The organism is Mesorhizobium robiniae (assembly GCF_040545535.1).
Taxonomy (GTDB): Bacteria; Pseudomonadota; Alphaproteobacteria; order Rhizobiales; family Rhizobiaceae; genus Mesorhizobium; species Mesorhizobium robiniae.
The window spans coordinates 43,485-62,985 of the sequence record NZ_JBEPMC010000002.1 but is presented as its reverse complement, the minus strand read 5'-3'; the positions used below and the strand labels follow the sequence as shown (position 1 = coordinate 62,985).

General features: G+C 61.3%; 15 protein-coding genes. 3 read left to right on the top strand and 12 right to left on the bottom strand.

Annotated features, from left to right (window positions below; translation table 11 throughout):
- Together ABID19_RS04695 and ABID19_RS04690 are read right to left on the bottom strand one after the other, a co-directional pair.
- Complete coding sequence (locus tag ABID19_RS04695) at positions 1–843, bottom strand: cytochrome c (RefSeq protein WP_354489459.1); 843 nt, start codon at positions 841–843, stop codon at positions 1–3.
- A gap of 337 nt (positions 844–1,180) precedes the next feature.
- Positions 1,181–2,128: a LysR family transcriptional regulator gene (locus ABID19_RS04690; protein WP_354488398.1), complete on the bottom strand. Its 948-nt coding sequence runs from the start codon at positions 2,126–2,128 to the stop codon at positions 1,181–1,183.
- 154 nt (positions 2,129–2,282) lie between these two features.
- Here ABID19_RS04690 and ABID19_RS04685 point away from each other — a divergent pair, with 154 nt between their 5' ends.
- Both ABID19_RS04685 and ABID19_RS04680 read left to right on the top strand, forming a co-directional pair.
- Complete coding sequence (locus tag ABID19_RS04685) at positions 2,283–2,801, top strand: YybH family protein (protein ID WP_354488396.1); 519 nt, start codon at positions 2,283–2,285, stop codon at positions 2,799–2,801.
- A complete protein-coding gene (locus ABID19_RS04680; RefSeq protein WP_354488394.1) occupies positions 2,707–3,045 on the top strand; it encodes a YgjV family protein in 339 nt (112 codons plus the stop codon). The genes ABID19_RS04685 and ABID19_RS04680 overlap by 95 nt, the downstream gene beginning before the upstream one ends.
- Before the next feature lie 168 nt (positions 3,046–3,213).
- On the opposite strand, the gene ABID19_RS04675 is transcribed toward ABID19_RS04680, so the two are convergent.
- The gene (locus ABID19_RS04675; protein ID WP_354488392.1) at positions 3,214–4,239 is read right to left on the bottom strand and encodes a serine hydrolase domain-containing protein; all 1,026 of its coding nucleotides are present in this window, start codon (positions 4,237–4,239) and stop codon (positions 3,214–3,216) included.
- 547 nt (positions 4,240–4,786) lie between these two features.
- Between ABID19_RS04675 and ABID19_RS04670 the strand changes: the two genes are divergently transcribed.
- Positions 4,787–6,484, top strand: coding sequence for a hypothetical protein (locus ABID19_RS04670; protein WP_354488391.1), 1,698 nt, complete (start codon positions 4,787–4,789; stop codon positions 6,482–6,484).
- Between the two features lie 221 nt (positions 6,485–6,705).
- On the opposite strand, the gene ABID19_RS04665 is transcribed toward ABID19_RS04670, so the two are convergent.
- The 9 genes from ABID19_RS04665 to ABID19_RS04625 all read right to left on the bottom strand — a co-directional run bounded on the left by ABID19_RS04665 (position 6,706) and on the right by ABID19_RS04625 (position 19,331).
- Entirely contained in the window at positions 6,706–9,012 is a 2,307-nt protein-coding gene (locus ABID19_RS04665; RefSeq protein WP_354488389.1) for an nSTAND3 domain-containing NTPase, read from the bottom strand.
- A gap of 514 nt (positions 9,013–9,526) precedes the next feature.
- A complete protein-coding gene (locus tag ABID19_RS04660) occupies positions 9,527–11,509 on the bottom strand; it encodes an ABC transporter permease (protein WP_354488387.1) in 1,983 nt (660 codons plus the stop codon).
- On the bottom strand, positions 11,506–12,591 hold the full coding sequence (locus ABID19_RS04655; RefSeq protein ID WP_352937745.1) for a quaternary amine ABC transporter ATP-binding protein: 1,086 nt from the start codon (positions 12,589–12,591) through the stop codon (positions 11,506–11,508). Before ABID19_RS04655 ends, ABID19_RS04660 begins: the two co-directional genes overlap by 4 nt.
- A 75-nt stretch (positions 12,592–12,666) precedes the next feature.
- Complete coding sequence (locus ABID19_RS04650; RefSeq protein ID WP_354488385.1) at positions 12,667–13,641, bottom strand: ABC transporter substrate-binding protein; 975 nt, start codon at positions 13,639–13,641, stop codon at positions 12,667–12,669.
- A 393-nt stretch (positions 13,642–14,034) separates the two neighbouring features.
- The gene (locus ABID19_RS04645) at positions 14,035–14,820 is read right to left on the bottom strand and encodes an SDR family oxidoreductase (RefSeq protein WP_354488383.1); all 786 of its coding nucleotides are present in this window, start codon (positions 14,818–14,820) and stop codon (positions 14,035–14,037) included.
- Between the two features lie 8 nt (positions 14,821–14,828).
- A complete protein-coding gene (locus tag ABID19_RS04640) occupies positions 14,829–15,593 on the bottom strand; it encodes an SDR family oxidoreductase (protein ID WP_354488382.1) in 765 nt (254 codons plus the stop codon).
- Between the two features lie 132 nt (positions 15,594–15,725).
- Positions 15,726–17,234, bottom strand: coding sequence for a sugar ABC transporter ATP-binding protein (locus ABID19_RS04635; RefSeq protein ID WP_354488381.1), 1,509 nt, complete (start codon positions 17,232–17,234; stop codon positions 15,726–15,728).
- A 17-nt stretch (positions 17,235–17,251) separates the two neighbouring features.
- A complete protein-coding gene (locus tag ABID19_RS04630; protein ID WP_354488379.1) occupies positions 17,252–18,190 on the bottom strand; it encodes a sugar ABC transporter substrate-binding protein in 939 nt (312 codons plus the stop codon).
- Between the two features lie 130 nt (positions 18,191–18,320).
- Complete coding sequence (locus tag ABID19_RS04625; RefSeq protein ID WP_354488377.1) at positions 18,321–19,331, bottom strand: ABC transporter permease; 1,011 nt, start codon at positions 19,329–19,331, stop codon at positions 18,321–18,323.
- Positions 19,332–19,501: the final 170 nt, after the last annotated feature.

Here is a 19,501-nt window from a genome sequence, read left to right as displayed (position 1 = left end):
TCAAGGATGCGGCGTTGGCCGTGCCGGTAGCGATTTGATGTAGCGTGCGATCGCCACGCGGTCGCTTTGCGGCAGTTGAGCGATATTGGAGACGACATCGACCATCGACGATCCCAAGCGCCGGCGTTCCGGCGTTCTCCCGCTCGTCAGAATTTCTGCTATCTCGGTCTCGGACCAGTGGCCAATATGGTACGGTGTGATATTCGGTGCAAATCCCGTACCCTCAGGATCGGGACCTCCCGCGAACCGCGTCGACGGCTTGATTGCTCCCAGGATGTTGCGTGTCGAATGGCAGTCGTCACAATGCCCAAGCACCTCTACGAGATAGGCGCCCCGGTCATGAAGGGGATCGCCGTTCAGGCGTGCCTCTGATCCGCCCTCGTCGAAAAACAGCAGTTTCCAGAGGCCAAGAAGGCGGCGGATCCGAAACGGCAGAGGCAGGTCGTGCGGCGGCGGCCGCCCCGAAACGGCCGGCAGCGTTCGCAAATAGGCATAGAGATCCCCAACGTCCTCGATGCGCATGCCCGTGTAATTGGGATAAGGGAACGCGGGATAATAATGTTCATCCGCCGGCGAGATGCCGGAGATCAATGCATTTGCCAGATCGGCGGCCGACCATGATCCGATTCCATCGATGAGGTCAGGTGAGATATTGGGAACACGGAACGTTCCGAAGGGGGATGCGAGCGCCAGACCTCCACCGAGATTGAGCGGATCGGATTGACCAGGCCTCGCATGGCAGGAACCGCACCCTGCCGCAGCAAAGACGAGCCGCCCGCGAGCCGCATCGCCTTCCATCAATGTTCGATCGCCAGGCGCGAACCGAGGGGTCGCCGCCGTGATGAACCAAAGTGTAGGAAGCAACCCCGCGATGATGACGGCGAGCACCCATAACCAGCGTAGAGTGCTCGCTCGGCTACGGTTCGCCAGTAGGCGATGCTCGAGCAAGACACCCCGAAGCGCTGCGTCACGAGCGGGGCCGTTGCCGTCTTTTGTCATCGGTTCATCGCGCTTGGGCAGCTGGAGCTCACAGCGTTCGAAATTTCCGCCACCTCAGCGGCATGACTAGAACAAATGCCCGAGACACAAGTTCCCGATTTCTGGCGCGCGGGATGAGTAAGAACCGATCCGGCGTATGATCTGGTTCAGGGCGGCCACACCGAGGCGGGCGGATCTCTATCTATCGCTGCATCGTCGAAGTTTGCAGCAGCTCCACGAGCCAAGCGACGCCCTCGTCACGCATCGCCACCTGCGGCACGACGATGTTTATGGGGAAGCGTCCGAGTTGCAACGGTGGATCAACACTGGCGACGCCGAACCGCGCGGCATGCATTTCGACGAAGCGGCGTGGCAAGGCTGAAATCAAATCACTCCCCGCCAGAATGGCCAACGCAAACAAGAAGTTCGGCACTGTCAGCGCCACCTGCCTGGAGAGGCCATGGCTGGCCAGCACATTGTCGACAAAGCCATGTGTATCGCCCGTATGCGAGACCACCAGATGCTGCATGGCGCAGTAGCTGGTCAGCGTCGGGCCTGCCACGAAAGTGTGACCTTGACGCGCCGCAATAACGAAGTCCTCCTGGTAGAGCAGCCGATGCGCAAAGCGGGCCGGGAACTCGGCCTGGGGAATGACGGCGATGTCCATGTCGCGGGCTTCCAGCTCAGCCAGCGCATCGCGCCAGGCCAGATCCGGTGCCGGCTCGCCCTGTCTCGGCAGCAATTGCCGAATGCTGATCACCACGCCGGGAGCGGTCCCGGCCAGTAGCTCGAGCAGCGGTGGCAGAAACACCGACGACACCCCATCAGGCGCACCGATGGTAAAGCGTCGCGTTGAACGCGATGGATCGAATGGCGCCGCCGTCGCCACCACACCGCGAATGCGCGCCAGTATGTCAGCGATCGACGCGGCCAGTTCCTCAGCGCGGTCTGTTGGGACAACACCCTTCGGGGTCCTCAGAAACAATGGATCGTCCAGCAGCGTGCGCAGTCGACCGAGGCCGTGACTGATTGCTGAGGGCGAAAGGTTCAGTCGCTGAGCCGACCGCCCGACGTGGCGTTCCTCCATGACCGTCTCGAACAGTACGAGCAGGTTGAGGTCGATTCTGGAGAGGTCAATTTGGTTCAGCATATTCCTGAAATCATATCATTGGATTCATCACATGAGAAGTGACACTCATGGCCATGGCAACGCCGTTGAACAACACCGAAAGGAAGAACCGATGCCAACCGACACGCTTTTATTCGCACCAGCCTCAGGCTCCCGGGAGCCTCCATGTACGACCATGGCCATTTCCCGCAGGGCAGCCATGACGATGGCGCTCGCTGCACCACTGACGATGCGCGCAGCCCAGGCCACTCCGGCGGCAGAGTCTGTGCTGTCCGATATCATCCAACGCACCGAGGAACAGGCGGCAGCCTTCATGGCCGGCGACATGATGAGATGGGCGAGCCTCATCCGGCTCGATGATGACTTCACTCTGATGCAGCCGTTCGGTGGACCGGCCAGCCACGGTTTTGACGGCAGTCCCGAGCGTTTGGCCGAGCTTGCCCGTTTCTTCCGCAATGGCGGTGGAAAACTGGAGGTGGAAAAATCTTATAGCAGCGACGAGCTGATCGTGCTGGTGATGATCGAGCGCCAGCATGGCGAGGTTGGAGGCTTGCCGGACCAGGACTGGTCCTTGCGAGTCACTCAAGTCTATCGCCGGCATGGATCGGATTGGCGCCTCGCCCACCGGCATGCCGACCCACTGGTCGGCAAGATTGGGTTGGAGCAGGCGGCGGTTCTGGCGAGGGGCGCCTGATGTCCTCTGGATCGAAGCGATCGGCTTCAGCGGAAGCCTGTTCACCATCCTCACCTATTCAATGAAGGAGATGCTGTGGCTGCGCCTCACGGCCGTGCTGAGTTGCCTGAGCTTCGCCACCTATGGGGTCATGATCGAAAGCTGGCCGCTGATCCTCATGGAGATGACCCTGCTTCCGATCAACCTTTGGCGGCTAAACGAGTTGCGCCGGGCAGATCTACTTACGGACGATCCGCGGAACTGACCATACTGGCCCAGGCGTTGAACCGACGGTCGGCGATGATCCGCGGGCGGAATCGGCCTCGGACAGCGCGATGAACACCTCCTGTCCGACATCGCGTGTGCCGACCGTGGGCGCAGATGATGATCATCGCCATAGACGCCAAGCCCTTCAAATCCTTGTGCAGAGATATTAGTTGCTGCGAGCCTCGCGCACGTCTTTCGTCGCCTCAATGATCCGCTCGAGCAGGGCATGGAGATCGTCGCGGTGGCCGCTGCGGCCGGCGGGTCCATTTTCATCGGAAGTCATGACCACGGTCAGCGCGCGCCCGGGCACAACATAGATCATCTGCCCGCCATACCCCCACCCGTAGAAGACCGCTTCGCCTGCGATCTGACGGATGAACCAACCATAGCCATAACCGTCACCGGTGAAACGGGAAGCGGTGCGTGGCTGCCAGGAGAGCTTGATCCAATCGGCCGGCACGAGCTGCCGTCCGCCGCGGCTCATCCCGCCATTGCGGTAGAGCTCGCCAAAGGCGAGCAGCGAGCGCGGGCTCATGGCCATCTGGTTGCCGCCGAGGTAGATGCCCTGCGGGTCCCGGTCCCAGGCGGCGATTGAAAAGCCCTCCTGCGGCCCCAGCCATTCGCGCGCCAGTTCGAGCGTTGAGCGGCCGGTCCGGCGCGTCAGGATCGCCGAAAGGAGATGGGTCGAGCCGGTGGAATAGAGCATGGTACCGCCCGGTTCGTCGTCGAAGGGCATGGCGAGCGCTGCCCGCACCCAGTTGTCGCTTGCCACCCAGCGCCCGTAGTTTGGGCCGGAGGTCCGACCCAGCCCTGCTTGCATGGAAAGCAGATGACCGATCGTAACCTGCTGGAGCCGCGGATCCACGTCGGCGGGCAGGTCGGCCTGAAGAAGCGGAGCGATCTTCTGGTCAGTGCCTTGGAGCATGCCCTTGTCGATGGCGATGCCGACGAGTGCGGAGATGATCGACTTGGAGGCGGATTTTATGTTGGCCGGACGTGCCGGAGAGTGGCCGCGATAGCCACGCTCCGCGACCACCGCGCCCTCATGCGCGATGGCGACCGTGCGCAGCGGCGTCAGGCGCTCGGCCTCATCAAAGAGCTTTTCAAGCCGCTTCTCCAGGCCATCCGCACCGTGAGCAGCGACGGATAGAATGAGGAGGAAGGCTAGAATCACGGTGGGGCGCTTCAGCATGAAGCCAGCTTGGGATGCATTTTGGGCAAGACGAAGGTGGGGCGGCGGCAAAGACGCCTGCCTTGCAGAAGATAGTCGGATATGACAGGCCGCTTGGCGTGCGTCCGGAGCAAGGGAGCGGCTATTCGAGCATAAGCAGCTCTACGACCGGGAGTTTCTGACCCCGTTCCAGTTATTCTCGGCACACCTGATGAACGACTGCTGTGCGCCCAAACTCAGCCGTTGCGACCGGTTTCGCCACATTCCATAAGCAGACATTGGATCCGTGCCATACTAGAGTCATCGCGGCACCAAAGAAGTGCTGCCGTCAAAATTGCTATTCCCCGAGCTGAGTCAACCACGGCACCTCCGGCACCCGACGACCAGTGCGGTTTCTTCGCATTCGGCGACCTGCTTGGCTGGCTGAGCCAACTATTTCGTATACTTGATGGAGATATTGTCCGTTAATACTCTCCCAAGGGCGGTTGGGGACTGAGTCGCGCGTCTTCCGAAAGAAAAGTGGCCCGATACAGATGGTAGTCGCGGCATCTTGATGTTCGCTCAACTCATGAGCGAGATGCTGACGCCAACGACCTTTGAGAGCTTCCGTGTTTATTCGCTGGATACAACAGCCCGCGTTGATGAGGCCCTTGATCTGATTGCCGATGTAGAGGACCAGCGGGTGCCGCGTGCCGTCCTTGACCCTGTTATCGAGGAAATGAAGTGGTCTTTTGCGAAGGATCCCGCAGTGCGGAGCCTTGCGGCCGACGAGATAGAGTCGCTTATCACTCTGCTCGGCACGAGCTTTTCACTGGATGATTTCGCATCTCACCTGTGGCTGATCGAGAAGCTGATTGCCGACAAATACAAGGCGACTCTTGAGCGACTGTTGCTGGAATTGTTTGATCAGCCGAGGCAGAGGATGGATTACCGCAAGCTGGTTGGCTTCTATTGCTCCCATCTCCTGAACCTTGGCTACGAGCGCAATCACATCCGTCACGTCGTAGATGAAACCTTCTTCGAGAAGACCGTTGTGCGAATGGGCCGCAAAACCCTGGAAAAGTTCCTGAGCAAGTTCGACGGCAAGAACCGCCGGTACATCGTACGTGTCGGCGTGACCCGCGACCTCGGCAACTACCTGAGAGGCCTGGACTTCAATGCCTTTCAGCGGGTTGCCGGAAGCGCTTGTGAGCCCACGCTGGACGAGAACACCAACAAGGATGTTCTGGCCTGGGTGTTCGAGTGGACGGCGGACACCCTCGACCCCGAAGCCGCTATGGATTCTGCCTATCAATTCCTCAGTGCCCAGCGCGCTATTTCCTTCCTGGACCCATACGGAATGCACTGCGAGTGGGGTGACACTATGCACATCACACTCCATCGCGCCAAATCGGGCGAGGCCATTACCAAGACCGACTTTCTGGAGAACAAGCCTCGGCCGCTTCCGCTCAAGAAGAACCTGCGAGTCACCCGCGCCCGCACGATAAGCAACTATGCCGCTGACATTGCCCGGAATTTCGACGAAACGTCGACCGAAAGGCTACTCAGCTCCATCCGGACCGCTGCGTTGGCAAGGACATCGTTCAACCCGGAAAACCGGCTTATCTCGCTTTGGTCCGCGATCGAGGTGTTGTTGAGCGAACCGCGCGAGGTGGCCCGTATCGTTCACTACGCAAAACTTATCGTGCCCTGCATTGTTATGCGCCATACGCGGCGCCAAGTCATCGCTGTCTATAACGAGCTGCTTCCGCGATACCGCAACCGGCTCAATAAGATCACCCGCGAGATGGAAACCGAGGCACACGGCCAGGACGCCTTTGCCGAGCTGGTATTCCTCGAAGAGAACGTGGAATATCAGAAGAGATTGTGCGGCTTGCTGAGCGACAATCCGCTGGCGCTCCATCGGGTCTACAAGCTCCAGCGCGACTACAAGAACATCGGGGCCGTGAATGGTACGATGGACGACCATTACAACCGTGTCCGCTGGCAGATCCACAGGGTCTACCGTGCCCGCAACCAGTTGGTTCACGCCGGCCTGATGCCCAGTTATCTAGAATCAGTGATCCTCAACCTTGCCGAATACTACCGCTCCGCCGTCGTCACTATCGTTGGACGTGCCAAAAAGGAGGAGGAGCTCTCTGACATCGACCAAGTGGTTTCAGAGATCGGCATCAAGTACCGTATCTTGCGCAACTTCTTCAGGAAGGCCAAGGCGGACACGTCGTTGACGAAAGAGCATGTCAGCAAGCTCATGGACACAAAATAGCTCTTGCCGGCTCAATCAGCTCGCCCTGCTAGCCAAATAACCGGACGCAAAGCGGTCGGGACAACGCTGGATGCGCAGGTCGGCTATCTGCGTCAGTTATCCGAAGTGCGACGTTCCGCGTGCGGCCCCCCAACGAATTCCACGATCCTCGGTGTTTTCGATGGCATGATCTTCCTCAAGGGACCAATGGCTGGGGCGCCTATAGAGGAGGCCCCGGCCCTTCAGGCACGACGCAACGGCGCAAATAGTGTTTGCAGCGCCGCATCGTCGAATGCGTCAGCGATCTGCGTATCGCGGCTCCTGACTGACGAGGAGGGGGCCGCCGTGCTGTCGCTCTCGATCTCGATCTTGCGCTCCCAGGCCTTCTCACTGGCGCGTTTGATAGCCTCCTCAGAGATGCCGGTGCGCTTGCCCAGCTTCTCTAGGACCTCGATATGCTCATCCACGGTCGACTCCGAGTCCATATCGCGCAGTACCTTGTCAATCTCTTCGAACTCGCGACGGATCCCGGATGCGATGGCTTCTTTGATCACAGGGCCAAGGTAATACCTCCACTCCTCGTAGGCGTCGGACAACTTGTCCAGATCCTCCGAAGTGAGCGAATTCCCGTCGATCATGTTGGCGGCGCCCTCCTCAAGAATGTCGGCAAGTTCGGCTGCCTGAGGCAGCTCATCGAAGTATCCAGTGCCCCTTAGCTTTCCGACAAGGATGAGCAGATTGTCTGCGTCTCGCCATGCATCCCAACCATCTACGGGATTGCCCGCCAGTGTACTGATGATCGGCAGAAAGTTGTCGTCGGCGCTCGCATACCACCAGTCGATCATTAACTCGACACGTTCCACATTGGACAGGCCAGTCGGAGCGTAGGTCACGCTATGGGCGCTCGTCTGGATCTTGAGCCATACCGGAAGCGTCAGAAACGCGCGGGCGATTGGAAGGAAGGCGCGGGCTAGTGCGGCGCGCCCGGCTGGCATCGGTCGCGTTCGCGCCGTAGCCAGGCGCGTGCCATGCTCCCAAACTCTTTGTGCCCACTCGCTTTGCACTGATGCCTGCGCTGCGAGGGTAAGCAACGTGTAATCGTCGAGGTAACTCTGGAGATAGTCGCGCACCGAGGGATTCACGAAGCTCACCATCGTACCGACGATCTTGATGAAACCGCCTTCGAGAATCTTAAGCGATTCCTCGAAATCCTTTGGATCCTGCGACGCGCCATAGTGATCCGAGAGGACACGGTGGTACGATGCATAGGCCGCGCGCAGCCTCTCGATCTGCACTCCGAACTCGCTGCAGAAAAAGAGCGTCATAAGCAAGTGGCGGCAGGTCGTGGGGATATGCTTGCGGAACGGTATGTCCCATAGCTGCGTGGGATTATCGAGCGCCGCTAGAAAGACGGCCGGGTAGTCCTCTGCGGTATAGTCGGCCACACGCGCCCCTTCGGTCATCAGGGCGATCAGGCGCGGCGAGTAGTTCTTGTGGTCGACGATCGACGCGATCTTTCCGCTGTCGATCAGCGTGTTGATGTGCGTCTGCGGCGTGCCGGTGACGAGCAGGTGATTGTAGAGAATCCGCGCCTTGATCCGCCGAGTGTACACTCCGACATCGAGTAGGTACCGGCTGATATCGAGCTGCCGGTCAGCCAGATGCTCGGAATGCCGTTTCGCTTCCTCAAAGATAGGCGCGCGCGTGGTAAGGATGAAACGCGCGTTCGGCGATTTGCGCACGCGCGTAATGAAGCGCGCAAGGTGGGAATCCATTTTTGAAAGCGCATTCTTATCTAGCGCGACCCGCCCAAGGAAGTCATCGAAATAGAAAATCTGCTTCTTCTTATCGGTAATTGTGGTCAGGCCGTCGTCGAGTTGCCGGATAGCCTTCAGTTCCCAGCCGTCACCGAGATGCGCATAGCAGAGCATCTCGGCCAGCGTCGTCTTGCCGACTCCGGGCGGTCCCGAGATGATTAGGACGTGCTGCTTCTCCAGAATGTCCTGCGCCGCGTTGAAGCTAGGATTTGGCGCGTACACCCGTACCTTCTCTACGATTTCGTCCCTGGTGATGTCGTTGAAGCTGTGCAGTGCGGCATGCAGGACGCGCTCGAGCACTGCCGTACCCGACAGCCATAGCTTGATGTGCGACTTCACGATATCGGGGTGTTTGCGCAGAAGGCTATTCAGGTCGCCAGGGCCAAAGATATCGTCCTCGCTCTTGAGCCCCGGCCCGATGATGCCCGCAAGCTCGGCCTTGTTCTCAGGTGAAAGCGGGCAGGAAGTGGTTAGGATGTACCGGTTCGGCGTGAGGCGGTCGATCGACGCGCGCTCCTTTTTCATCGCCTTCTTGAGCCCGCTCCAGCGGGTGCCCGCATAATGTTTGGACTGCAACACCGTTTTGAAACCTCCGGCAGCGTGACGGCCGTCCATCCCGCCATCGGGGCCGGGCGCAAACGCCTCGAAACGAATGCCGAGCTCCTTGCCGATGAGATCGCGCGAGAGGTCCTCGAAATCCGCATAAGATAGCGCGGAGAAGTCGTACGTCATTAGGCTGGTTCCTTGTGAGCAGCACGGTCGGCGCATGCGCGTCGATTGCTTCCGTAGTGAGCCTTCTTCTATGGGCGTGTTGCTGCCGTCTAAGAGCCAGCCTGACCAATCCCCGATGACGATTTAGTACGTCACATTAGCTCAGACAACGTCTGCTCGTTGTGTGCTGCCGGCCGCCATCGACATTACTTGTCGGACTATGTCAGCTAGTTCGACATCAACGAGTTCTGTACCAAGACTGGCCAGTTACTCGAAGACTTGGTCCTTCGAGTGAAGTTCGGCCTGCTGCCTGACGGCCCGAGCAATATCGGAGCACATAGGAGCGGCAAGTAGTCCGGACGTTGAGACTTGCCAATTGTAGACCTCAGCTCCACAGTCAGACGTCCGCTATCCTCTATCCCAATGACGGAACCTGTCAGTCCGCTATCAGCCCCAGAGCTGACATTTTTGCGATCAGCTTGGCAAGGGCAGCTTCTGGAAGCCGACGTTTCGCAGCGCGCGCCCTCTATTCCGGCTATCCCAGCCTTGCCCGTGCCTTCGCCGTCCAGGCGTTGAACAGCCGGTCGGTGACGATGCCGATGAAGGCGATGGCGAGGCCAGCGACAATGCCGCGGCCGGAATCGGCCTTGGAGAGCGCGATGAACACCTCCTGGCCGAGGTCGCGCGTGCCGACCATGGCGCAGATGATGATCATCGCCAGCGCCATCAGGATCGTCTGGTTGACGCCGAGCATGATCTCGGGCAACGCCAGCGGCAGTTGTACCCGCAGGAACGTCTGGCGCTTGGTGCAGCCCGAAACCTTTGCCGCCTCGATCAGTGCCGGTGGCACCTGCCTAAGGCCGTGATTGGTGTAGCGGATGGCCGGCACCACGGCGAAGGCGACGGTGGCGATCATCGCCGTCACGTCGCCGACACGAAACAGCATCACCACCGGGATGATGAAGCAGAACGACGGCAGCACCTGCAGCGTGTCGATAACAGGCGTGACGATCTTCTCGACACGGTCGCTGCGTGATGCCATCAGCCCGATCGGGATGCCGATCAGGCAAGCGATGAAGGCCGAGATGCCGCAGAGGTAGACCGTCGCCATGGTTTTTTCCCAGAGGCCGGTCACCGCGCAGAACACGGTCAGCGCGGCGACGAGGGCGGCGAGGCGAAGGCCGCCGAGCTGGTAGCCGGCAAGGCCGAGCAGGAACACCGCGCCCAGCCATGGAAAGCCCTCGCAGAAGGCGCGCACCGGGTTCAACACATTGAGGATGAGCACCACGCGGAACGCCTCGATCGTGTCGAAGAAGTTGATCGTGATCCAGCTCACCGCCGTCTTCCACAGGGGTGCGGTGGTGAAGGTGATCGCCTTCGGCACCGCGGCGAAGGCCGGCACGAACAGGCCAAGCAGCGTCGTGACCGCAAGGACTGCGATGGCCAGCGTCAGATTGGGGTAGCGCCGCCAAAAGCTCGGGCTCACCTCCTGATAGACATGGCCCTGCGCGTGATTGCGCGCTATCGCCTGGCTCAGCCGGTCGAGCGCGATCGCCAGCGCCACGATGGCGAGGCCGGCTTCCATCGCCTCGCCGACCTTCAGCGCCCTGAGCGCCAGCAGCACGTCGTAACCGAGGCCGCCGGCGCCGATCATCGAAGCGATGATCACCATATTGAGCGCCAGCATGATGACCTGATTGACGCCGACCATCAGCGTTGGACGCGCCGACGGCAAAAGCACGCGCCACAGTTTCTGGCGCGCCGTGCAGCCGGCCATCTCGCTGAAATCGTCGATTTCGGACGGCACCCGCGACAGTCCCAGCATTGTCGCGCGCACCATTGGCGGCGTCGCGAAAATGGCCGTCGCGATCATCGCCGAAACCGGGCTGTTGCCGAACAAAAGCAGCATCGGGATCAGATAGGCGAAGGTCGGGATGGTCTGCATCAGATCAAGGGCAGGGGAGATCAACAGCCTCTCCGCCCATGGCTTGCGCCACGCCCAGATGCCGACGAACAATCCGGTGACGATGCAGAACGGCACGGCGATGGAGATCAGCCCCAGCGTCAGCATGGCGCTGGTCCATTGGCCGAACAGCGCAATGTAGAGAAAACAGCCGCCGACCAGCGCGCCGAGCTTCCAGCCACCGGCGGCGCGTCCGGCCAGGAATGCAGCGATGCAGACGCCAGCCCATGACAGGCGCGGCAGAACGACCATATCCGCGCCATGGCCGATCTTGAAATTCTTGGCCAAAAGATTGAGAGCGAAATCGAGCGGCACGTTGAGCGCCGCGGTGATCGACCGCGTCAGCCAGACGAGATTCCGCTTCAGCCAGTTCATCAACACGCTGACCCAGTCGGCAACGGGAACGACTGCATCGGCCGGATAGTTGACGGCCCAGGACAGCCTGTTCTGCAGCAGGAACACGATGAGCACGGCGGCAAGCGCGCAGGCCCAGATAACCAGCCAGGTCTGAACCGGCCGGGGTCTCGCTGCGCTGGCGCTTGCAGTCACCGTCATGCGCCGGCCCCATGACGATCGATGCCGGCCAGAAGATCGATCACCGCTTGCGGCGTGACCTCGCCGATCGGCTTGCCGGTGCCGTTGACCACTGCGAACGGCTTGCCGGCCGAGACGATGTCGGCCGAAAAACTTGATATCTTGGCATCCGGCGTAACCGCGCCGCCATGCTCGGTGCCGTCGCAGGCGCGCATCAGGCTTCGCGCCGAGATCACCTTGGCGCGGTCGACGTCGCGGGTGAATTCGGCGACATAGTCCGTCGCCGGATTGACCACCAGCTCTTCCGGCGTGCCGATCTGGATGACCTCGCCGTCCTTCATGATGGCGATGCGGTCGGCCAGCCGGATGGCCTCGTCGAAATCATGGGTGATGAAGACGATGGTCTTGTGCAGCATGGTCTGCAGCCGCATCAGCTCGTCCTGCATCTCGCGGCGGATCAGCGGATCGAGTGCCGAGAACGGCTCGTCGAGAAACCAGATCTCCGGCTTGGTGGCGAGACTGCGGGCGATGCCGACACGCTGCTGCTGGCCACCGGAAAGCTCGCGCGGATAGAAATGCTCACGGCCGCGCAGGCCAACAAGCTCGATCACTTCCCGCGCGCGTTTCTCGCGCGTAGGCCGATCCTGCCCCTGAATGCCCAGGGGAAAGGCGATGTTCTCCAGCACGTTCAGATGCGGCAGCAGGGCGAAATTCTGGAACACCATTCCCATCCGGTGGCGCCGCAATTCGATCAGCGCGGCATCGGAGATCTTCAGCAGATCCTTGCCCTCGAACTCGACCTTGCCATGCGTCGGCTCGACCAGTCGCGACATGCAGCGCACCAGCGTCGACTTGCCCGAGCCCGAAAGCCCCATGATGATGAAGATCTCGCCCTGGCGGATTTCGAGGTCGACGGCGCGCACCGCCCCGACCAGCCCGGCCGCAGCGACGTCCGCCATGCTGGCTGCGCCGTTGCGCTGGCGGATGAAATTGGCCGCGTTCGCGCCGAACAGTTTCCAGACGTTGCGGCAGGCAAGTTTTATCGGGCGGGCATCCCTTGGCGTGCCCGCCGCTTGCGGCACCTGTTCAGTCGTATCGGCCATGCAGTCGTCCTTCTGGAATATGGGATAGAGACCCGGCCATGAATGACCGGGTCTCGCAGTTTCCAGTTGGAACGATCACTGCGCCCAGGCTTTCCAGTCGGCTTCATGGGCGGCGATCCAGGCGGCGGCGACGTCTTCCGGCGTCTTGCCTTCGAGGTCGATCTCGCCGCTCATCTTGTTGAGCTCGTCGGTGTCGACCGTGTAGTTTTTCGCGACCTTGTAGGCGACCGGCCATTTGTCCTTCATGCCCGCCCAGGAATATTTCCAGATCTCGCCATGCGGCTTGCCGCAGTCATATTTGGCGTCCGGGTTCGTGCCCCATTTCGGATCGGTATAGCACTCCGCCGTATGGTCGGGGAATTCGACCCATTCGCCCTTGTATTTAGCCGGTGCCCAATGCGGCGAATAAACCCACAGCATGATTGGCGCCTTGCGCTGATAGGCCGAATCCAGTTCGGCGAACATCGCCGCATCGGTGCCGGCATGGATGACGGTGAAGGGCAGTTTCAGCGCCTCGACGCGTTCGTCGTCAAAGCCTTCCCATGTCACGGGACCGCCGAGATAGCGCCCCTTCGGCGCGGTTTCCGCCGTGGAAAAGGCCTCGGCGCATTTCGGGTCCTTCAGCGCCTCCCAGTTCGGCAGGCCCGGGCATTTCTCCTTCATATATTCGGGATACCACCATTCTTCCTTGGCCTTGGGCCCGAGTTTGCCCAGGCGTTCGGTCTGCCCGGTCGCATCCGACGCCTTCATGGCTTCGCCGGCCGTCGTGTCCCAGAATTCCATGGCGACAGCGAGATCGCCATTGGTAAGTCCGGTGGTCAGGCTGGAGAGATAATCGGCAGTCGGGTACTCGACCGTGTAGCCAAGCTTTTCAAGAATGCCGCCGAGGATCTTCGCGTTGAGATTGACGCTGGTCCAGTCGAACAGCGCGATCTTGATCGGGTCGTTGGATTCCGGCGCCGCAGCCTGGGCCGAAGGCGTCAGCACACTTGCCGCGGCAAGTGTTAAGGCTCCCATTGATAGTCTGGAAATCATACTCCGCAGTGGCATGCTTGTTCTCCTGTCAAGCTCTGGTGGAAGTTATCGTTCGTTCCCTTCTGGCGTCTTTTTTTGATTGTGTTGGCAAAGCCGGTCGTTGCGCAAGACCCAATGGCACGACATTACTGTCGGCGCGGAGGAAATAGTGCCCAATTCGATAAGGATGTCGTGCGGGACGGGTCGCGTCATGACTGCCGAGCTGCCGAAGCAGTGATCCGCGGATCGATCGCCGGTCTTGCGGCGCCCTCAAGCTTGCGAGCCATCAAGGTCCCATGATGTCGGCTGCCGGCGGTCACCGACGCCATTTTCATGGGATGAAATTATATATACCAACGTTCATGTCGCGCAACGACTAACGCCGTGCCGACCATGAAATTCGAACGGCGCACTGCCGTCCGACTATCCTCACGACATGATCAGGCCGCCATCGACATTGATGGTCTGGCCGGTGATGTAGGCGGCGTCGTTGCTGGCCAGAAAGCTGACCAGACCGGAAACATCCTCGCCGCTGCCGGCACGGCCCATCGGGATATTCTTTACCCATTCGGCCATCAGCTCGCCGGGCTTGTAATTGCCCATCAGCTTGCCCCACGCAGCGTCGTTGTAGGCCCACATGTCGGTGTCGATGATGCCGGGGCAGATTGCGTTGACGGTGATCTTCTCCTTGGCCACTTCCTTGGCCAGGCTCTGGGTGATGCCGACGACGCCGAATTTCGACGCGGCATAATGCGGCGTGTAGATAAAACCCTGCCGCGCCTGGCCGGAGGCGGTGTTGATCAGGCGTCCGCCATCGCCATGCTTGCGGATGCGCGCGATCGCCTCCTGGCAGCACAGGAATACGCCCTTGGTGTTGACCGCCATCACCTTGTCCCATTCGGCCTCGGTCATCGCCTCGATCCGGGCGATGGTGATGACGCCGGCATTCTGCACCGAGATGTCGACGCGGCCGAACTGCTCTTCGGCGAGATCGTAGAGGGCAGCGACCTCGTCCTTTTTGGTCACGTCCATGCGCAGCGATGCGACCTTGGCGCCTTCCGCCTTGAGGGCAGCGGCGACCTCTTCGACGCGCTGGTCGATAGCGCTGACGACGACCGCAGCACCTTCCGCCGCGAAGCGCCTGGCCATTGCCGCACCGATGCCGCCGCTGGCGCCTGTGATGACCGCCGTCTTACCTTCAAATCGCTTCTGCATTTTCTCTCCTACCAGCAGACGAAGCCGCCATCGACGATCAGGTCGATGCCGGTGACGAAACTAGAAGCGCGGCTGGCCAGGAACACGGTCGGGCCGACCATCTCTTCCGGCGCCGCCATGCGCCCCATCGGGGTATCGCGCTCGAAGATCCTGACCTGTTCGGCAACCTCCGGCCGCTTGTTCATCGGCGTCAGCGTGTAGCCGGGGCTGACGACGTTGACGCGCAGGCCGCGATCGGCCCATTCCATGGCGAGACTCCTGGACATGTGGATGACGGCGGCCTTCGACGAATTGTAATGCGCCTGGGTCAGGCCCCGGTTGACGATCGAGCCCGACATCGAGGCGATGTTGATGATCGAACCCTTGGCGCGCGTCAGCATCGTGCGCGCTTCGGCCTGACAGGACAGGAACACGCCGCTGACATTGACATCATAAAGCTTCTGCCATTTCTCCAGCGACAGCGTCTCCGCCGGTTCGGCTCCGGCAATGCCGGCATTGTTGACGGCGATGGTTAGCGCACCGAGTTCCTTCTCCGTGCGCTCGACCGCCGCCGCGAGATCGGCCTCTGAAGTCACGGTGCCGGTCAGCACCAGTGCCTTGCGGCCGAGCTGCGAGATCCTGTGCGCAGTCTCCTCCAGCCCGCCCTTTGAGGCATGACCGAAACAGGCAATGTCGGCGCCGGCCTCGGCCAGGCCGATGGCGATTGCTTGCCCGATGCCGCTGCCGGCGCCGGTGACGAGAGCAACGTCCCCATGAAGATCGAAGAGTTTCATCGAAATGTTTCCTGTTGAGCCGCCGGTGCTGCCTAGGGAATGAAGGGGCGCCAGTCCTAGCTGGCGCCCCGCGCGGTCCGGTGCTTGGGAGGATATCACCTGCTGCGCTTTGTTCCGATTCCCGGTTACGCCTTAGCTCGTGGCAAGTTCCATGACGGCAACGTTGCTGGCCTCGCTGCGGTCGAGAATGCCGCGCTGGCGGCCACGGCTCAGCACCAGCACGCGATGCGACAGGCCGAGCACTTCCTCGAGGTCGGAGCTCACCACCACCACCGCCATGCCGGAGCGGGCGAGGTCGGCGATGACGTCATAGATCGCCGCACGCGCCCCGACATCGATGCCGCGTGTCGGCTCGTCCAGGATGAACACCTTGGGCGGCCGTGAAATCCATTTGGCGATGATCACCTTCTGCTGATTGCCGCCGGAAAGCTTGCTGATCGCCTGGTTCGGCCGGCCCTTGACGCCGAGCCTGGAGATGCCTGCCTCGGCGAATTTCTGCACCGCCCTCGGAAACACCCAGCCATTCGGCGCGACATGGTCGAAATTGCCGATCGCCAGATTCTCGCCGATGGTCTGGTCGAGCACCACGCCTTGCGCCTTGCGGTCTTCCGGCACCAGCACGACGCCGGCCTTGATCGCCGCCGCTGGGCCATTGAGATGCACCGGTTTGCCGGCGACGCGCACCGAGCCGGACGAAATCGGATCGGCGCCGGCAATCGCCCGCACCAACTCTGTGCGGCCGGCGCCGATCAACCCGGCGATGCCGAGGATTTCGCCGGCCCGCACCGAAAAGCTGACATTGTTGAAGCTGCGTTCCGGCGAGGATAGGTTCTCGACTTCGAGCAACATCTTGCTGCCCGGTTCAGAGAGCGGCGGAAACATCCGTTCGACGCTGCGGCCGACCATCTGCTCGACCACGGTGCGCACCGGAATGTCGGCGCGCTCGTGCCGGGCGACGATGCGCCCGTCGCGCATCACCACCACGCGGTCGGCGATCTCAGCGATCTCGTCCAGCCGGTGGCTGATATAGATGAAGGACATGCCTTCCGCCTTGAGCTTGCGGATCTGCTGGAACAGGAGTTCCGTTTCTTCGCTGCCAAGCGCTGCTGTCGGTTCGTCGAAGATCAGAAGCTCGGCATTGAGCGTCAGCGCTTTTGCGATCTCGACCTGCTGCTGGGCGGCGATGCGCAGCGTGCGCACCTTGCGCTCCGGCGAGACATCGAGGCCGAGGCGCCTCAGTTGCGCCGATGCTTGCGCATTCATCGCTGCGCGGTCGATGCGGCCGCCGCGCATCAGCAGCCGCCCGACATAGACGTTCTCGGCCACCGACAGGTCCGGCAGCAGCTTCAATTCCTGGTGGATCATGCCGACGCCGGCATCGATCGCCGCGGCGGGAGAGACGGGGGAATAGGGTTTCCCCCGCCATGTGATGGTGCCGGCATCGGGTTTGGTCGACCCGGCGATGATGTTCGAAACGGTGGACTTGCCGGCGCCATTTTCACCAAGCAGCGCCACGACCTCACCCGGCCGCACCTCGAAGCTCGCATCGGCCAGGACCTGGACCGGTCCATAGCTCTTGCAGAGGCCGCTGACGAAGAGCCCCAGATGCGGGGTCTGCGTATGGCTGGGATCCGAGGACATCGTTCCGCTACCGATTGTCAGGGATGCTTGGCGATGAACTGATCGACATTGTCCTTGGTGGTCAGCGTCGCGTCCTGCAGCTGTTCTGCGGGAACGGTTTCGCCGGCCACCAGCTTGATCGCCGCATCGACGGCAAGCCGGCCCATGCCTTGTGTCTGCTGCGTCGCGGTCACGTCGAAGACGCCGCCTTTCAATGCCTTGAGCGCCGCCACGTCGCCGTCGAAGCCGGCAACCCAGACCTTATGACCGGGATTCGCTACCTTGACCGCCTGCGCGGCACCGAGCGCCAGCGCATCGGCCTGGCCGATGACGATCGACACGTCTGGATGCGACTGTAAGAGATCCTGGGTCAGCTTGAAGCCTTCGTCCTGATGCCAGCCTTCGCTCCACAGCTCGCCGACCACCTTGATGTCGGGATAGGCGCTCAGTGCTTCGCCGCAACCCTTCGAGCGGTCGACCTCCGGCGTCGTGCCTTTCTGGCCATGGATGATGATCAGCTCGCCTTTGCCGCCGGCCTGCTTGGCGATGTAGTCGCAAACCGCCTTGGCTGATGCCACGCTGTTGGTGGCGATGAAGGTGTCGCCCGGCGCGCCCTCGGCATTGCGGTCGACGTTGATGACCGGGATGCCGGCAGCTTTGGCCGTCTTGGTCGGCACGGTGGCGGCGGTGGCGCCGGCCGGGATATAGATCAGCGCATCGATGTTCTGCGTGATCAGGTCCTGCACCTGGCTGACCTGGGTCGCTGAATCGCCCTTGGCGTCGACGGTGATGATTTCGATGCCCTTTTCCTTACCGTAGGCTTCGACTGACTGCTTGATCTGGTTGAAGAAGTCGGCCTGCAGATTGGCGACGGCAAGGCCAAGCTTCTTGGCCTCCTTGGCCGATGCCATGTCGGACAGTCCGAGCAGCGGAATGACGGCTGCGGCAGCAAGCAGCAATGAACGTTTGGTCAGCATGTGTTTCCTCCGTTGATGTTCAAATCTGTTCCGCCGCGCATCACCGCGCCCTTGGCCGAACAACTCCCAGTTCGGATCACCGATCCGTTTTCGCCCGGACACCCGGGTGAATCTCATTGCGCCCCGCTCTTCATTGCGCTCTACGCCGCCATGTATCCGTGGCCACCGCCAGCGCGATCACCACGCCGATCACCACCTGCTGGATGAAAGGCGACACGCCGAGCAGGTTCAGCCCGTTGCGCAGCACGCCGATGATGAGCACGCCGATCGCGGTGCCGCCGATCGAGCCAACGCCGCCCGACAGGCTGGCGCCGCCGATCACCACCGCCGCGATCGTGTCAAGCTCGTAGCCGAAGCCGGAGCTCGGCTGGACGGAATCGAGCCGCGCTGCAAGGACAATGCCGGCGAGCCCGGCCAGCACGCCGCAGATCGCGTAAACCCAGTTGGTCAGCGACTTGACCGGTATGCCGGACAGCCGGGCGACCTCGGCGCTGCCGCCGATCGCGTAGAGGCTGCGGCCGGTCGCGCGATAGTTCAGGAAGATCGCGAAGATGATGGCCAGCACGATCATCAGCCCGACGGTGACCGACAGGAAGCCGAAATGGCGGATGATCGACAGGCTGGTGAACCAGTCGGGAAAGCCGATAATCTGCGAGCCGTCGGTGATCATGTTGGCGAGACCGCGCGCCACGGACATCATGGCCAGCGTGGCGATGAAGGGCGGCAGCTTGGTTACGGTCACGAGCAGGCCTGAAACCAGCCCGCAAAGTCCAGCAACGACAAGTGCCGTGACGATGCCGGCGGGCATGCCGAGGTTAAGGTGGTCGGGATGGGCGACGAAGCCCATCACCATGGCGGCGAGCGCTAACACGGAGCCGACGGACAGATCGATGCCGCCGATCAGGATGACCAGCGTCATGCCGATCGCCATGATGCCGAGCACGGTGACCTGGTCGAGGACATTGAGAATGTTGCGCACGGTCAGGAATGTGTCGGTGGTCAGCGACAGCGCAAGGCACAGAAGAACCAGTCCGATCAACGGCCCCATGGTTCCGGCGAACAGGGTCGAGAGCTTCGCGCCCGCCGCGGTTGGCGTGCCCGGGCCGGCCTTCAAGTCGCTTGCACCGTTGCTCACAGCCATTTTTGTCTCCTCCATCAGCAATCCGGCGTTGCGTCGCCGGCTTACTCTTGTTCACCAGGCACCTCCCCGTGAACAATTTATCTTTGATATGCAATTTTGTTCAGCTAAACTGTTCGTCGGAAAATTGTCAAGGCCCGCCGCATCATTCCACGCCAGTTTGCGCCACCAGC

What these genes read in the sequence shown, in the direction of transcription:
- ABID19_RS04650 (WP_354488385.1), bottom strand. Translation starts at nt 13,641, where the DNA reads ATGCCACTGCGGAGTATGATTTCCAGACTATCAATGGGAGCCTTAACA.
- ABID19_RS04630 (WP_354488379.1), bottom strand. Translation starts at nt 18,190, where the DNA reads ATGCTGACCAAACGTTCATTGCTGCTTGCTGCCGCAGCCGTCATTCCG.
- ABID19_RS04645 (WP_354488383.1), bottom strand. Translation starts at nt 14,820, where the DNA reads ATGCAGAAGCGATTTGAAGGTAAGACGGCGGTCATCACAGGCGCCAGC.
- ABID19_RS04660 (WP_354488387.1), bottom strand. Translation starts at nt 11,509, where the DNA reads ATGACGGTGACTGCAAGCGCCAGCGCAGCGAGACCCCGGCCGGTTCAG.
- ABID19_RS04685 (WP_354488396.1), top strand. Translation starts at nt 2,283, where the DNA reads ATGGCCATTTCCCGCAGGGCAGCCATGACGATGGCGCTCGCTGCACCA.
- ABID19_RS04680 (WP_354488394.1), top strand. Translation starts at nt 2,707, where the DNA reads ATGGATCGGATTGGCGCCTCGCCCACCGGCATGCCGACCCACTGGTCG.
- ABID19_RS04675 (WP_354488392.1), bottom strand. Translation starts at nt 4,239, where the DNA reads ATGCTGAAGCGCCCCACCGTGATTCTAGCCTTCCTCCTCATTCTATCC.
- ABID19_RS04665 (WP_354488389.1), bottom strand. Translation starts at nt 9,012, where the DNA reads ATGACGTACGACTTCTCCGCGCTATCTTATGCGGATTTCGAGGACCTC.
- ABID19_RS04655 (WP_352937745.1), bottom strand. Translation starts at nt 12,591, where the DNA reads ATGGCCGATACGACTGAACAGGTGCCGCAAGCGGCGGGCACGCCAAGG.
- ABID19_RS04690 (WP_354488398.1), bottom strand. Translation starts at nt 2,128, where the DNA reads ATGCTGAACCAAATTGACCTCTCCAGAATCGACCTCAACCTGCTCGTA.
- ABID19_RS04625 (WP_354488377.1), bottom strand. Translation starts at nt 19,331, where the DNA reads ATGGCTGTGAGCAACGGTGCAAGCGACTTGAAGGCCGGCCCGGGCACG.
- ABID19_RS04635 (WP_354488381.1), bottom strand. Translation starts at nt 17,234, where the DNA reads ATGTCCTCGGATCCCAGCCATACGCAGACCCCGCATCTGGGGCTCTTC.
- ABID19_RS04640 (WP_354488382.1), bottom strand. Translation starts at nt 15,593, where the DNA reads ATGAAACTCTTCGATCTTCATGGGGACGTTGCTCTCGTCACCGGCGCC.
- ABID19_RS04670 (WP_354488391.1), top strand. Translation starts at nt 4,787, where the DNA reads ATGAGCGAGATGCTGACGCCAACGACCTTTGAGAGCTTCCGTGTTTAT.